At 41.4% G+C, this 12865-nt stretch carries 11 protein-coding genes; 7 read left to right on the forward strand and 4 right to left on the reverse strand.

The genetic code is table 11. The features are described 5' to 3' along the window. Positions 1–40 precede the first annotated feature (40 nt). The 4 genes from nagZ to CYCPU_RS0104250 are packed head-to-tail and all read left to right on the forward strand — an operon-like array spanning position 41 to position 3137. Positions 41–1075 carry a beta-N-acetylhexosaminidase gene (gene nagZ, locus CYCPU_RS0104235; protein ID WP_020162022.1) on the forward strand — a complete coding sequence of 345 codons (1035 nt, stop codon included), beginning with the start codon at positions 41–43 and terminating at the stop codon, positions 1073–1075. After that, positions 1062–1652: a hypoxanthine-guanine phosphoribosyltransferase gene (locus CYCPU_RS0104240; RefSeq protein WP_020162023.1), complete on the forward strand. Its 591-nt coding sequence runs from the start codon at positions 1062–1064 to the stop codon at positions 1650–1652. Before nagZ ends, CYCPU_RS0104240 begins: the two co-directional genes overlap by 14 nt. Next, positions 1640–2392 carry an S-methyl-5'-thioinosine phosphorylase gene (locus CYCPU_RS0104245; RefSeq protein ID WP_015005644.1) on the forward strand — a complete coding sequence of 251 codons (753 nt, stop codon included), beginning with the start codon at positions 1640–1642 and terminating at the stop codon, positions 2390–2392. The genes CYCPU_RS0104240 and CYCPU_RS0104245 overlap by 13 nt, the downstream gene beginning before the upstream one ends. 37 nt (positions 2393–2429) lie before the next feature. Further along, complete coding sequence (locus tag CYCPU_RS0104250) at positions 2430–3137, forward strand: DUF3581 family protein (RefSeq protein WP_015005645.1); 708 nt, start codon at positions 2430–2432, stop codon at positions 3135–3137. 28 nt (positions 3138–3165) lie between these two features. On the opposite strand, the gene CYCPU_RS0104255 is transcribed toward CYCPU_RS0104250, so the two are convergent. The 3 genes from CYCPU_RS0104255 to CYCPU_RS0104265 form a co-directional block, all read right to left on the reverse strand. Next, entirely contained in the window at positions 3166–3804 is a 639-nt protein-coding gene (locus tag CYCPU_RS0104255; RefSeq protein WP_020162024.1) for a CsiV family protein, read from the reverse strand. A 5-nt stretch (positions 3805–3809) separates the two neighbouring features. Beyond that, positions 3810–7205 (reverse strand): transcription-repair coupling factor, encoded by a 3396-nt coding sequence (gene mfd / locus CYCPU_RS0104260; RefSeq protein WP_083923779.1) that lies wholly within the window; start codon positions 7203–7205, stop codon positions 3810–3812. Positions 7206–7563: 358 nt separating this feature from the next. Next, on the reverse strand, positions 7564–7866 hold the full coding sequence (locus CYCPU_RS0104265) for a hypothetical protein (RefSeq protein WP_015005648.1): 303 nt from the start codon (positions 7864–7866) through the stop codon (positions 7564–7566). A 115-nt stretch (positions 7867–7981) separates the two neighbouring features. On the opposite strand from CYCPU_RS0104265, the gene CYCPU_RS0104270 reads away from it, so the two are divergent. Beyond that, positions 7982–9229 (forward strand): lipoprotein-releasing ABC transporter permease subunit, encoded by a 1248-nt coding sequence (locus CYCPU_RS0104270; protein WP_020162026.1) that lies wholly within the window; start codon positions 7982–7984, stop codon positions 9227–9229. Further along, the gene (gene lolD, locus CYCPU_RS0104275) at positions 9222–9902 is read left to right on the forward strand and encodes a lipoprotein-releasing ABC transporter ATP-binding protein LolD (protein WP_015005650.1); all 681 of its coding nucleotides are present in this window, start codon (positions 9222–9224) and stop codon (positions 9900–9902) included. Before CYCPU_RS0104270 ends, lolD begins: the two co-directional genes overlap by 8 nt. On the opposite strand, the gene CYCPU_RS0104280 is transcribed toward lolD, so the two are convergent. Further along, positions 9870–10391: a DUF2062 domain-containing protein gene (locus tag CYCPU_RS0104280; RefSeq protein WP_015005651.1), complete on the reverse strand. Its 522-nt coding sequence runs from the start codon at positions 10389–10391 to the stop codon at positions 9870–9872. The two genes, lolD and CYCPU_RS0104280, sit on opposite strands and share 33 nt — an antisense overlap. A gap of 136 nt (positions 10392–10527) precedes the next feature. On the opposite strand from CYCPU_RS0104280, the gene CYCPU_RS0104285 reads away from it, so the two are divergent. After that, positions 10528–12819, forward strand: coding sequence for a DNA internalization-related competence protein ComEC/Rec2 (locus CYCPU_RS0104285; protein ID WP_020162027.1), 2292 nt, complete (start codon positions 10528–10530; stop codon positions 12817–12819). Positions 12820–12865 lie beyond the last annotated feature (46 nt).

Genomic DNA, 12865 nt, shown 5'->3' on the forward strand with positions numbered 1-12865 from the left:
TGATTTAAGAAAATTATATTGATAAGGATAGACTAAAAAAATGAAATCGCCTATGCCCCTTGGGCCTTTAATGATTGATATTGACAGTGTGGAATTATCGGCCGTTGATCGAGAGGTTCTTAAACACCCTCTAGTGGGCGGTGTTATCCTTTTTTCAAGGAATTATGACAGTATTGAACAAGTCTCAGTGCTTTGTGATGAAATTCATCGTTTAAGAGCAGAGCCGTTGTTGCTAGCTGTTGATCATGAAGGTGGGCGAGTGCAGCGCTTTAAAGAGGGGTTTACCCCCATCCCTTGTATGCAAATGTTAGGTGAGTGCTATCAGGAAGATAAGGAAAATGCTCTTAATTATGCGCGGCAAGTGGCTTGGTTAATGGCAATGGAATTGAGGCAGGTGGGAGTTGATTTTAGTTTTGCACCAGTGCTGGATATTGATTACGCTTGCAGCGATGTTATAGGCGATCGTGCGTTTTCGAGTGATAAAAAAATCGTTGTTGAGTTGGCTGAAGCATTCCAGCAAGGGCTGGCTGAAGCAGGCATGGCAAGCATCGGTAAGCATTTTCCTGGGCATGGTGCAGTAGCACCTGATTCTCATGTTGCGATTCCAATTGATGAGCGTTCATTAGAAGACATTTTACAAGATGATGTGTACCCCTTTAGGCAGCTCATACAAGCAGGAATGAAAGGCATTATGCCGGCGCATGTGATTTATCAACAGGTTGATGAAATGCCAGCCGGTTTTTCTGAGTTTTGGTTGCAAACTATTTTGCGTCAGCAATTAGGCTTTCAAGGTGCTATATTCAGTGATGACCTGACCATGCAGGGTGCTAGTGTAGTTGGTGATATTGGACAACGAGCGCAGCAGGCGTTAAAGGCGGGTGGCGATATGGCACTTATCTGTAATGATCGAAGCGCAGCCGAACAGGTTATTGATCACTTAAATGGTGTTGAAATAAACACTAACTCTATCGAAAGGTTAAAAAAAATGCGACCGACAACAAGGCTTCCTGAAGGCCATCTTCAAGATTCTTTAAAGTGGCAACAATGCCGAAAGATCATTGATGGGTTTAACTAAGCTGATGATGCCTTTAACAGAAATAGAGTGGGTAAAGAAAAACAGTACCTGTTTGTTGGATGGCGCAGCTGTAGAGCAGATGTACAATACACTGGCTGTTGAAATTACTGAAGAATGTGGGGATAAGAACCCACTTATTCTTTGCGTTATGACCGGTGCAATTGTAGCCGTTGGTAGCTTAATACCTAAATTGGATTTCGCATTAGAAGTTGATTATATCCATGCGACACGTTACCACCGTGATCTGGTTGGGGGGCGACTTGAGTGGAAGCAACTTCCCGCCACGCCGATACAAGGTCGAACAGTTATTATTGTTGATGATGTGTTGGATGAAGGTATCACAATGGCGCATATAAAAGCGTATTGCGAGGAACAAGGTGCTGCCTCTTGTTATACAGCTGTTTTAGTGGATAAAGATTTAAACAAGCAAAAGCCCTTGCGGGCTGATTTTGTTGGCTACCATAGTGGTAAGCAATATTTGTTTGGTTTAGGCATGGATTACAAAGGCTACCTAAGAAACATAAATGGTTTATATGCCTGCCCAGAAAATATTGAGGAACTAGTATGTCAAAGCTAGCGATTATTGGCGGCACTGGTTTAAGCAAACTTGTTAATTTGGAGCGTGTCCGTAAGCGAGTGGTTAAAACCCCCTATGGTGAACCTTCATCACCGATCACTTTTGGTGAATTAAATGGCGTTGATATTGTGTTTATGGCACGTCATGGGTATGGTCATAATATTCCACCACACAGAATTAATTACCGGGCAAATATGTGGGCCTTGAAAGAAGTGGGTGTAACGGATGTTGTTGCAATCGCTGCTGTTGGCGGTATTAATCGATCAATGCCACCCGCGAGTCTTGTTCTGCCAGATCAGTTAATTGACTATACATGGGGGCGAGCCTCAACGTACTTTGAGGATGATCTAGAGCACGTTACTCACATAGATTTTACAACCCCGTATTCGGTGGAGCTGAGAAAAAAAATAAAGCGCGCAATGTATAAAGCGGAAATCGCTGTTTTCGACAAAGCTGTTTACGCTTGTATGCAAGGCCCAAGGTTAGAAACGGCAGCCGAAATAATAAAATTAGAGCGCGATGGTTGTGATTTAGTTGGTATGACAGGCATGCCTGAAGCAGCGTTAGCTAGAGAGTTGGCACTAAATTATGCCTGCTGTGCTTTGGTGGTTAATTGGGCGGCAGGTTTAGAAGGTGGTGAAATTAGTATGCGAGACATAGAAGGCCATGCAGAAGCGGGCATGATCAAAGTGGAGCATTTATTGAAAGTGCTGGTATATGAAATGAAAGTGGATGAATAACGTATAATTCTGTTGGTCTTAACGAAAAATCATAATCATGGATATAAAAAAGTTTTATAAAATAGACGATCAAAAAGTTAGTTTTACAAGGCAGCAAGCCAGCCTTTTTGCTAAATCAGTAGCTGGTGACTTTAACCCATTGCATGATGTTGAGACAAAACGATTTTGTGTACCAGGGGATTTATTATTTGCGGTAGCGTTAACGGAATTAGGTGTTAGCCAATCAATGCGTTTTAGCTTTGAAAGCATGGTGACCGAGCAAACGGTTGTTACTTTGCCTGAGAAGCTGAGTGAGCAGTTTATTTTGTCTGATCAAAATAATAAGTCGATGATGACGGTTCAGTGTTCTGGGGAACAGAGCAACAACGATAAGTTTATTTCGAGTTTGATTGAGAAATATGTTCAATTCTCAGGTCGAACATTTCCAGAAATACTTATCGATTTAATGCAAAAGAAAGGGGTGATGATTAACCCTGCTCGGCCATTAATTATTTATAAAGATATGGTCATTGAAATTCATTCGTTTCTAGAAGGTTCATTGGATCTCGAGTTTTCTGGTGCGTCGATGCGTGTTGATGGTAAAAAAGGCAGTGTGAAGCTTGAATTTAATTTGTTTGTGGATGGTCAAGCCATAGGGCATGGTACAAAAGATATGGTGGTCAGCGGTTTGAGGCCTTTTGAACAATCGGCGATTGACAGCATTGTAGATGAATATAATGCGGTTAAATTAGCCTATGTGAGCTAGCTGTATCAGTTAACTTTTGTTGAGTGGGTTAATTAGGCGAGTCAATTTTTTTCACAATAGCCAAAATACCAAAACGCGGATGATCAAAATAGTGTGATTCATCCGTTTTTATTCGCCGAGTTTCTGTTAATCGGTATAAGGTAACAGGTTCATGAAAACGTTGTGAAAGATTGGTTTGAGTTATCGCTAACGAGTTCATCTCACTCAACTGCAAATCAATGTCTAGGTGTAAAAACCGTCCACGGTGAAAAGTAAGTGTCCCCTCAAGTTGTAAAGGCCCAGTTTGGTGGCTAATTTGTACAGGCTTCCGCTCGCCTTTTTGTTGAAGTGGTTGAACCCACCCCGCATGAGCGATGGGTGTATATGAGGATAGCTTTTCTAACCGATTATAAACGCCGTAAAGTTGTTGTTGGTTGGGTGCTAAAGGCTTAAAGGCTGTATTGCTAGATACATTGCTCAGCCTGATGGCATTGTCAGGTATTTTGAAGGCTGCGCTTGTCCAAGGCTCTAACGTTTGGTTACTCAATGATTTGTTTTCGAAAATGAGGTATTCAATACTGTACCAAGTGCTTGGCTGAGTTGAGCTTTCATTGTCGGCAAACGCCTGAATGTTGTATGAAAGCACAATAAGAATTAAAGCATATGAAAATAATCGTGTTGCTGTCATGTTTATTACTTGCTCAATGCGATAGAGTTAATGAGGTCGAGTATAAACTCAACTTTCTCTTCAGTGGTATTAAGTTTTTTACTAAAACGTAATTTTTGAGGTCCATCCAATTTAAAAATTTGTGGTTGTGTTTGGATCAATTCAATTATTTTTGCAGGGTCTATCGATGGGGCATTTGAAAATATTAATCGCCCATTGGATTTGGCAAAATCAATTTTATCAATACCAATACGTTTAGCCTGTTGTTTTATCTCGCTGATACCAAAGAGGCATTTTGTGCTGTCTGGTAGAAGGCCAAAACGATCTATCATCTCGACTTGTAAGTCCCTTAGTTCTTCTGCATCATCTGCACTAGCAATTCGTTTGTACAACACAAGACGTGTGTGAACGTCCGGTAAATAATCATCGGGGATTAATGCGCTGGCAGACAGGTCTATTTCTGGTCCTGTTTCGATACGTTCTTCAAGTTCTGGTTGCTTACCTGATTTTATTGCGGCTACTGCGTTATCCAGTAACTCGGTATATAAGGTAAAGCCAATTTCTTGGATTTCCCCACTTTGGTTGTCGCCCAATAACTCACCCGCACCACGAATCTCCATATCGTGCGTTGATAAGGTAAAGCCAGCACCTAGGTCGGCACTGCTTTGGATTGCATCAATACGTTTTTTTGCATCTTTAGTCATAACACCTTCTGGCGGTACGATCATGTATGCGTATGCACGATGATGAGAGCGGCCAACCCGACCTCTTAATTGATGCAATTGAGATAAACCGAGTTTATCGGCGCGGTTAATAATAATGGTATTGGCATTGGGTAAATCAATACCATTTTCGATAATCGTCGTAGACACCAGTACGTTAAATCGGGCGTGATAAAAGTCGAGCATGATATGCTCTAATTCGCTTTCACGCATTTGCCCGTGTGCTTTTCGAATATTGGCGTCGGGTACTAGTTCTTCAATGTCACGAATAACCCTATCCATTGTAGCAATGTCGTTATGGAGAACGAACAGTTGACCGCCGCGTCTTATCTCACGTTGGCAGGCCTCTTGAATCAGTCCACTATTCCATTCAGATACAAAGGTTTCGATAGCATGTCTATTCGGTGGTGGTGTTGCAATGATGGAAATATCGCGTAATCCAGACATGGCTTGATTAAGTGTTCTGGGTATTGGGGTAGCGGTGAGTGTAAGCATGTCCACTTCAGAGCGCATGGATTTTAAATATTCTTTATGGCGCACGCCAAAGCGTTGTTCTTCATCAATAATCACTAAACCAAGGTTTTTGTAGGTTAATGATTTTTGTAATAATTTATGGGTACCAATAAGAATATCAACTTTCCCTTCGGCGGTATCAGCAATAATTTGATTTTGCTTTTTGCTGCTGACAAACCGTGAAAGTACTTCAATGCGAATGGGCCAATCGGCAAAACGGTCGGAAAAATTCTGATAATGCTGTTGAGCAAGTAAGGTGGTTGGCACTAAAACGGCAGTTTGGTAGTGATTATTGGCACAGGTGAAGGCCGCGCGCATAGCCACTTCTGTTTTACCAAACCCCACATCACCACAAACAACACGGTCCATTGGTTTAGCAAGGCTCATGTCATGTAGTGTTTGTTCAATAGCGGTTGCTTGATCTTCGGTTTCTTCGAACGGAAATGCACGGGCAAAGTTATCGTACTCGGTTGATTCAGTAACCATTGGGCGGCCAGGTTTGGCGGCGCGTCGAGCATGGATGTCTAATAATTCTGCGGCGACATCGCGTGCACGTTTCAGTGCTTTTTTGCGTGCTTTTTCCCACTGATCACTACCCAATCGGTGTAATGGGGCGCTATCCCCTTGGGTGCCCATGTATCGACCAATTAAATTAAGCGATGAAACAGGCACATAGAGTTTATCGCTATTGGCATATTCTAAGGTTAAAAATTCGGTTTCAATCTCGTCTACAACTAAGTGCTTCAAGCCGATGTATCGACCAACACCATGTTCTTGGTGAACAACAGGGGAGCCGATTTCAAGGTCGGCTAAGCTGTTAAATACATTTTCAAGTCGTTGGTTAGAGGAGGACCGTCTGCGTCTACGTTGTTGAACACGTGTGCCTAATAGGTTGTTTTCCGTAATGATGCTGACGGTAGAGGAGCTAAGGCCTTCATCTATCGGTGCAACGACAATGCAGGGGGATACATCGTTTTGAACAAACGTCGCCCAATCTTCAACGAGGGTAGGGCGTACATTTAGTTTTTGTAGTTGCTGACGCATTGATTCACGATGCCCCGCAGACTCCGCAACAAACAAAGTTTTATGTTTTTGTATGTTTAATAAGTCTAATAAAGGGTGTGCCTGGTCATTTTTATCGGTATTGATTAAGGCTGTTTTTTCTGTTTCATGGATGTCACTTTGTAATGAAGCAGAGGGGTAGTTGGCCATTCTTTGTTGCAGGCTCTCTAAGTCGTGAAACAGTAATTCTGGGCGTAATGCCGGGCGATCAATATCACGTTGCCTGTGTTGAAATCGCTCAATGACCTGTGTGGCAAATGTTTCTCCAGCAGCTAAGATATCACCGTGCAAGATGAGAGTGGCCTTCGGGATGTAATCAAAAAATGATTCGGTATGTTCTACAAATAAGGGCAAATAGTTTTCTATACCATTAGGGATATTACCTTTAGAGACTTGTTGATATAAGGTGTTCTTATCAGACACATTTGGGAACTGGTCTCTAAATTGTTGGCGAAAAAGTTGAATGCTTTTGTCATTAATAGGGAATTCTCTTGCGGGAAATAGTTGAATGGAGTCAACTTTATCAATCGAGCGTTGGGTTTCGGTGTCAAACGTACGGATGGACTCTACTTCATCATCAAACAAATCAATTCTATAGGGCTTTTTGCTGCCCATTGGGAACATGTCTAAAATAGCCCCTCGAACGGAGTATTCACCATATTCATGAACAGAGTGCACATTCTGGTAGCCTAATTTATCTAGATTTAGGCAGGTTTTTTCAATATTGAATTGTTGACCTGTTGAGAGTGAAAAGCACTCATTTAAAAGTTGATCACGTGGCGCTAGCCGTTGTAGTAAGCAAGCGGTGGTGACAATGAGTATGCCTTTATTTAGGCTTTGCAGTTTGTATAAAGTCGCTAGCCTTTCAGAAATAATTTCGCCTAGAGGAGAAAAGCTATCATAAGGTAAGACTTCCCAGTCTGGAAAATAAATAACCGGCAAAGGCGTGGTTAGAAAAAAAGGAACTTCTCGTTCTAATCTCAGTGCCGATTGGGTATCTGAACAAATAACCACCAGTAATTGCTCCGACTCCATTCCTGCGTTTGCGATGGTTAAGGCATCAGAGCATCCTTCGAATTTTCCCCAAGAAATGGATTGTGTGGATTTTGTAGGTAGGTTTGGCATAGCTGAGTAGACGTAAAAAATGGAAAAAATAAAAGAATTATTTTCTCATAAACAAAACAAGGGGTGTATTTCATTTGGCTTAAATAAAGCGCTAAGTGGAAATAGTTAGGTTGACTGGTTGAGACAGTGCCTTTTGATCATGCCAGCCAGTTAGTGGATGGTTAGCTTGTGTGTAATGTATAGAGTAGGGCTGTGTGTCTAATAAGAATAAGGGTTGTTATTGAGCACCTTAATCTAAAGCAAAGACGGTGAGACCACAGTGGTTATATGCTTTATGAAGGTTTTTCCGTGCAGGTGTAAAGTCAAATTACAATATAGGTAATTGATTTATAACTGACTTTAGCCTTTGCCGATTATTTTAAAGTGCTTTTTTGGGCTTGTTAACAACACTATGAATAACAAGGTTGTGTTCAAAATAAACAGAAAATTTGACATATTGCCATCGGGTAATCGGTGGTTCGCCAACAGTAGGGTATATTCTTATGGGGTTGCCAAATTGAGAGATCACGGTATCCATTGATTGCCCATTTTTGGGTCTCAATAAGCCGGCTGGCGTGTTCGCTGGTTCCTTGTTAATCACGTCAATAAGTAAAACGTCAGCATGAGTGATCAATGGTGTGAAACAAAAAATGCTGGCTAAAATGATTTTTTTAAACGTCATGTTGATATCCCTATATGTTTTCCAGCATTAATATATCACCTCTTGATGAAATGTTGATAATTCTCTAGACAGTAAGTTAGGTTTACAAATTAAATATATGATCTAATTCGCACCTATGTTTAAACCACTCGAAATTTTTATTGGCCTGCGTTATACACGAGCAAAACAACGTTCGGGGTTTATATCGTTTATTAGCATGACATCTATGCTGGGTGTCGCGCTAGGTGTGATGGCGCTAATTACAGTACTATCGGTGATGAACGGGTTTGAGGCGCAATTACGTGAAAAGATTTTAGGGATGGCGTCCCATGTTACCATTTCTGAATACTACAATGCATTGCAAGACTGGCAAGTCTTAGGTGATACATTAAGTGAAACTGATGATGTGGCTGGCTGGGCACCATTTGTAAGAGCGGAAGTAATGTTAAGTGCTAATCAACGAGTCAGCGGCAGCTTGTTAAGGGGTGTGTTACCCGGGCAAGAAGATCAAGTGTCTGATATTAACCAGAAAATGGTTGAAGGTCGTTTGGAATTATTAAAACCAAAGGAGTTTGGTATAGTCCTTGGGTCGGAATTAGCTCGTTATTTACGTGTGGGTGTGGGTGATAAAGTGACTGTCATCACACCACAAGTTACGCCAACGCCAGCAGGTATATTGCCTAGATTGCGTCGCTTTACGGTTGTCGGTGAGTTTGAAGTGGGCATGTATGAGTACGATCGAAATTTAGCCTTTATTCATCTTGATGATGGTTCAAAACTGTTACGTTTAAACAAAGGCGTGACAGGGGTTAGGGTGAAGTTGCATGACCTGTTTCAAGCGCCTGTTGTAACCGGCAAAATTGCGCAAACACTGACACCGAATTACAGTATTTCTAATTGGACGATGGAACACAGTAATTTCTTTAAGGCGATTAAAACTGAAAAGCGCGTGATGTTTATCATATTGATGTTAATTGTCGCTGTTGCGGCATTTAATATTGTGTCGACGTTAGTAATGGTCGTCACGGATAAACAGTCTGAAATTGCCATTTTAAGAACACTGGGGTTAACACCTCGCTCTGTGATGGGTGTGTTTATGGTTCAAGGTACATTAATTGGTCTGATTGGCACCCTTGTTGGCGTGGCTGCAGGTGTTGGTTTGGCGTTAAATGTTGAAATGATCGTGCATACCATTGAGCAATTCTTTCATGTTCAGTTCTTACCCGCTGATATCTATTACATTAGTGAGTTACCGTCAAAATTAGTTTGGTCGGATGTGACCACCATAGCGACGTATTCATTTTTATTATCTTTTGTTTCAACGCTTTACCCTGCTTGGCAGGCGTCACGAGTGAACCCTGCGGAGGCATTACGGTATGAATAATGACGTTTTTTTAAGTTGTTCAGGACTGACCAAAACGTTTGGTGAAAAAGACCTGATTGTACCTGTGCTCAAAGGGATTGATTTAAGCCTAAAGCAGGGCGATCGAGTTGCTATTATGGGGTCGTCCGGCTCGGGTAAAAGCACCTTGTTGCATTTGTTAGGGGGGCTAGATCAACCGACCTCAGGTGAAGTGATGATGAATGGCGTAAACCTGACCACACTCACAGAAGTGGAGCGTTCATCATTAAGAAATAAATGTTTAGGGTTTGTGTATCAGTTTCATCATTTGCTGGCAGAGTTTAGTGCCTTGGAAAATGTGGCGATGCCTTTGTTGATAGGTGGCGAGAGTGTTGCACTTGCCCAAGAAAAAGCAGACGAGATGCTCAAGCAGGTAGGCTTAGAAAGTAGGATAAAGCACCGTTATGGTGAATTGTCTGGTGGTGAACGGCAGCGTGTTGCTATTGCGCGTGCGTTAGTTACGCAACCAGCTTGTGTCTTGGCAGATGAGCCAACGGGTAATTTGGATAAAAAAACAGCCGAGCAAATTTATGAATTAATGTTGGAGTTGAATCAACGCCTCAATATTAGTTTGCTGTTAGTGACACATGATCATGAGTTAGCAAATAAAATGGATAGGGTTTTAACGCTTGATGATGGAATGCTTACGAGCTAACCATTTTTTGATAACAGCAAGTCTCCAAATAATACGAGCAAGAACATAGCCGACGGCAGATGTTGCAGAACCCAATATAAAACAACCAAGTAAAAAAGGCTTCCAGCTAGCCCCCAAAGTGTCGAGAATAAAGGCTACTGAAAATGAAAATTCATGGGCCTCTATTGGTACTTCCATAAGGGTCGCACCAACCGAGTATGCGGCATAAAAAAGAGGGGGCATGGTGACCGGGTTACTGACCCAAACGGTGGCAACAGAAACCGGTAGGTTAACCTGTAAAAAAATGGCTGCCGCTGCGGCAATTAACATTTGTGTGGGTAAGGGAATAAAAGCAATAAATAGACCTGTCGCAATCGCCCCTGCAAAAGAGCGGCGGTTAAGGTGCCACAAGTTTTGATTATGTAATAAGCTACCAAAGACCTTTAGGTGTTTGTGTTCCTTTATCGATGTATTGTTGGGGAAGTATTTTTTAATGAATCTTTTTGGCATGTGACGATAAAAACAGCTTAAATTTAAGATACCTTTGTTTGATTGGGCTTAATAATCAAGGGTGGAAAAGTCATAACGATGGGTGCTTGTGAGTTGACCAAGCAAGCCAAGTGTAGCAGAGCATGGATGCGGCTAAATGAATAAATTTCAACAAATGACGTTGTTTTTTTGCATAGGCATTTTACCGGTGCAATTGTTAATCGCCTTACCACCAATATACATTTTAATTTTAGCCTTTTTTGTTGCATTAGGGGTATATAAGTGGGCCAAATGGTTGAGTTTTTTATTGTTTGGTTTTGTTATGGCTACTGGGTACGCTGCTTGGATAAACAATAATGGTTTGCCAAGAGACTTAGAGTCTAAAGAAGTACTGATAAGTGGCCAAGTCATTGGCCTGCCAATACAAACCGATCGCTCAACTGGCTTTTTGTTTAAGGTGGATAAGGTGCTAAGCCCTGCTAATATCGTTGCCTTCCCAACAAAAATTAGACTCAATTGGTATAACCTAGATAAACAAGTGCGCTCTGCTGAAAGGTGGCAGTTATTAGTAAAGCTAAAAAGACCGCATGGGTTGATAAATCCACATGGGTTTGATTTTGAAAAATGGCTATTTCAGCAACAAATAGGAGCAACCGGTTATGTTCGAAAAAGCACTAACAATCAACGGATGGGTGAAGCTTCTCGTTGGGCTATTGGTTACTGGCGAGAATCGTTAAAAAAATATTTAGAGGAGGCGCTTAATGAGCAACAACAGGCCGGTATTATCAATGCCTTAGTGTTGGGCGATAGGCAATCTATTACGCCTGGTGAGTGGCGCGTTTTTCGGCAAACTGGGACTTCCCATTTGATAGCTATCTCGGGTTTGCATATTGGTTTGGTAAGTGCTTTATTTTTTGGCGTTGTTCGCTGGTTTGTACTTAGACTGCCAACTCTACGTGGGAGCGCGACTCGCTGTGCGATTATTGTAAGCATAGCAGCAGCAACTGGGTATGCAGCGTTGGCGGGGTTCTCTATTCCAACGCAAAGAGCTCTCATTATGTTGGTGGTGATAATGGGAGGTGTTTTTTGGCAACGACATTACAATCCTTTCCATGTGATTTCAATGGCTTTGCTGGCGGTGTTAATTTACGACCCTTTGGCGCCTATGTCGGTTGGTTTTTGGTTGTCGTTTTGCGCGGTTTTTATCATTCTGCATGCTGTGGTAGGGCGTATGGAAAAAGTTGGTTTTATAAAACAGTTATTGTATGCCCAGTGGTGGGTATCGATTGGTTTGATGCCATTGGTGCTGTATTTTTTTCATGAAGTTTCATTGGTTGCGCCGTTGGCTAATATTGTTGCCATACCGTTTGTAAGTTTTGCTATTGTTCCAATGTTAATTATTGCGTTGTTAATCGCATTGATAGCCCCATCTGCAGGTGCTTATGCCTTAAAGTTTTCAGCGTTGTTAATAGATGTTTTATGGCAGTTTTTAGAGGCTCTCGCTTCAGTAGACTATTCAACCTTAATGATGCCGGAGGTATCCATTTTTGCCTGTATTACCGCAATGGTGGGTGTTGTGTTTTTATTGATGCCTAAAGGTTTTATTCCTAAGCCTTTAGTATGTGTTCTTTTTTTGCCGGTGTTGTTTCCAATACATGAGAAAAGTTTAGCTTATGGCGAGTTTAAGCTGGTTTTACTGGATGTGGGTCAGGGTTTATCGGCGGTTGTTCATAGCGCAGATAATACCTTGGTATTTGACACAGGCGCTAAATATAGCGAAAAGAGCGATTTGGCATCTCGAGTTCTTGTTCCATATTTGAATTCGGTTAGAACAAAACAAATAAAACAATTAATTATTAGCCATGGGGATAATGATCACGCAGGTGGCGCGCAAACCGTTTTAAATACCTTTGATGTTAATCGCCTTTATACCAGTGTTCCTGAACTATTTAAGGGGTATAACCCTTTGCATTGTGAAAATACTATCAGTTGGCATTTGAATGGTGTTTTATTTGAATTTATAAACCCTTCTGCGGATAACTTATTTGAAGGGAATAATGCATCTTGCGTGTTAAAGGTCAGTTCAGTAAATGGCAGCGTTTTATTAACTGGCGATATCGAAAAAAGCGCGGAATATTCATTGTTGCAATATAAAGGGCATCAATTGAAAGCAGATGTAATGATTGCCCCTCATCATGGTAGTACTACATCTTCTAGTGAAAAATTTATAAAGGCTGTTGATCCTGATGTTGTTTTGTTTCCAGTTGGTTATAAAAACCGGTTTGGGTTTCCAAAGCAGGAGGTTATCGAGCGATATGAAAAACAAGGTAGTCGTCGATTAGATACGGCTCGTCATGGTGCAATTATAGTACGTTTCTACAATCATCAAGGTCCTCGAATAGAAAGTGTTAGAGAGCAAACGGCTAAGTTTTGGAATTGGAGACATTAAAAAATTTTAACGGGTTGTAAAGGTGAATAGAGTTTAAAAATACAGT

The sequence above is a fragment of the Cycloclasticus pugetii PS-1 genome, from assembly GCF_000384415.1.
In the GTDB taxonomy this organism is placed as follows: Bacteria; Pseudomonadota; Gammaproteobacteria; order Methylococcales; family Cycloclasticaceae; genus Cycloclasticus; species Cycloclasticus pugetii.

Bases quoted from the DNA above. Each gene is read 5' to 3' on its own strand.
- CYCPU_RS0104285 (WP_020162027.1), top strand. From the start codon at position 10,528: ATGAATAAATTTCAACAAATGACGTTGTTTTTTTGCATAGGCATTTTA.
- CYCPU_RS0104250 (WP_015005645.1), top strand. From the start codon at position 2,430: ATGGATATAAAAAAGTTTTATAAAATAGACGATCAAAAAGTTAGTTTT.
- nagZ (WP_020162022.1), top strand. From the start codon at position 41: ATGAAATCGCCTATGCCCCTTGGGCCTTTAATGATTGATATTGACAGT.
- lolD (WP_015005650.1), top strand. From the start codon at position 9,222: ATGAATAATGACGTTTTTTTAAGTTGTTCAGGACTGACCAAAACGTTT.
- CYCPU_RS0104245 (WP_015005644.1), top strand. From the start codon at position 1,640: ATGTCAAAGCTAGCGATTATTGGCGGCACTGGTTTAAGCAAACTTGTT.
- CYCPU_RS0104270 (WP_020162026.1), top strand. From the start codon at position 7,982: ATGTTTAAACCACTCGAAATTTTTATTGGCCTGCGTTATACACGAGCA.
- CYCPU_RS0104255 (WP_020162024.1), bottom strand. From the start codon at position 3,804: ATGACAGCAACACGATTATTTTCATATGCTTTAATTCTTATTGTGCTT.
- CYCPU_RS0104280 (WP_015005651.1), bottom strand. From the start codon at position 10,391: ATGCCAAAAAGATTCATTAAAAAATACTTCCCCAACAATACATCGATA.
- CYCPU_RS0104265 (WP_015005648.1), bottom strand. From the start codon at position 7,866: ATGACGTTTAAAAAAATCATTTTAGCCAGCATTTTTTGTTTCACACCA.
- CYCPU_RS0104240 (WP_020162023.1), top strand. From the start codon at position 1,062: ATGGGTTTAACTAAGCTGATGATGCCTTTAACAGAAATAGAGTGGGTA.
- mfd (WP_083923779.1), bottom strand. From the start codon at position 7,205: ATGCCAAACCTACCTACAAAATCCACACAATCCATTTCTTGGGGAAAA.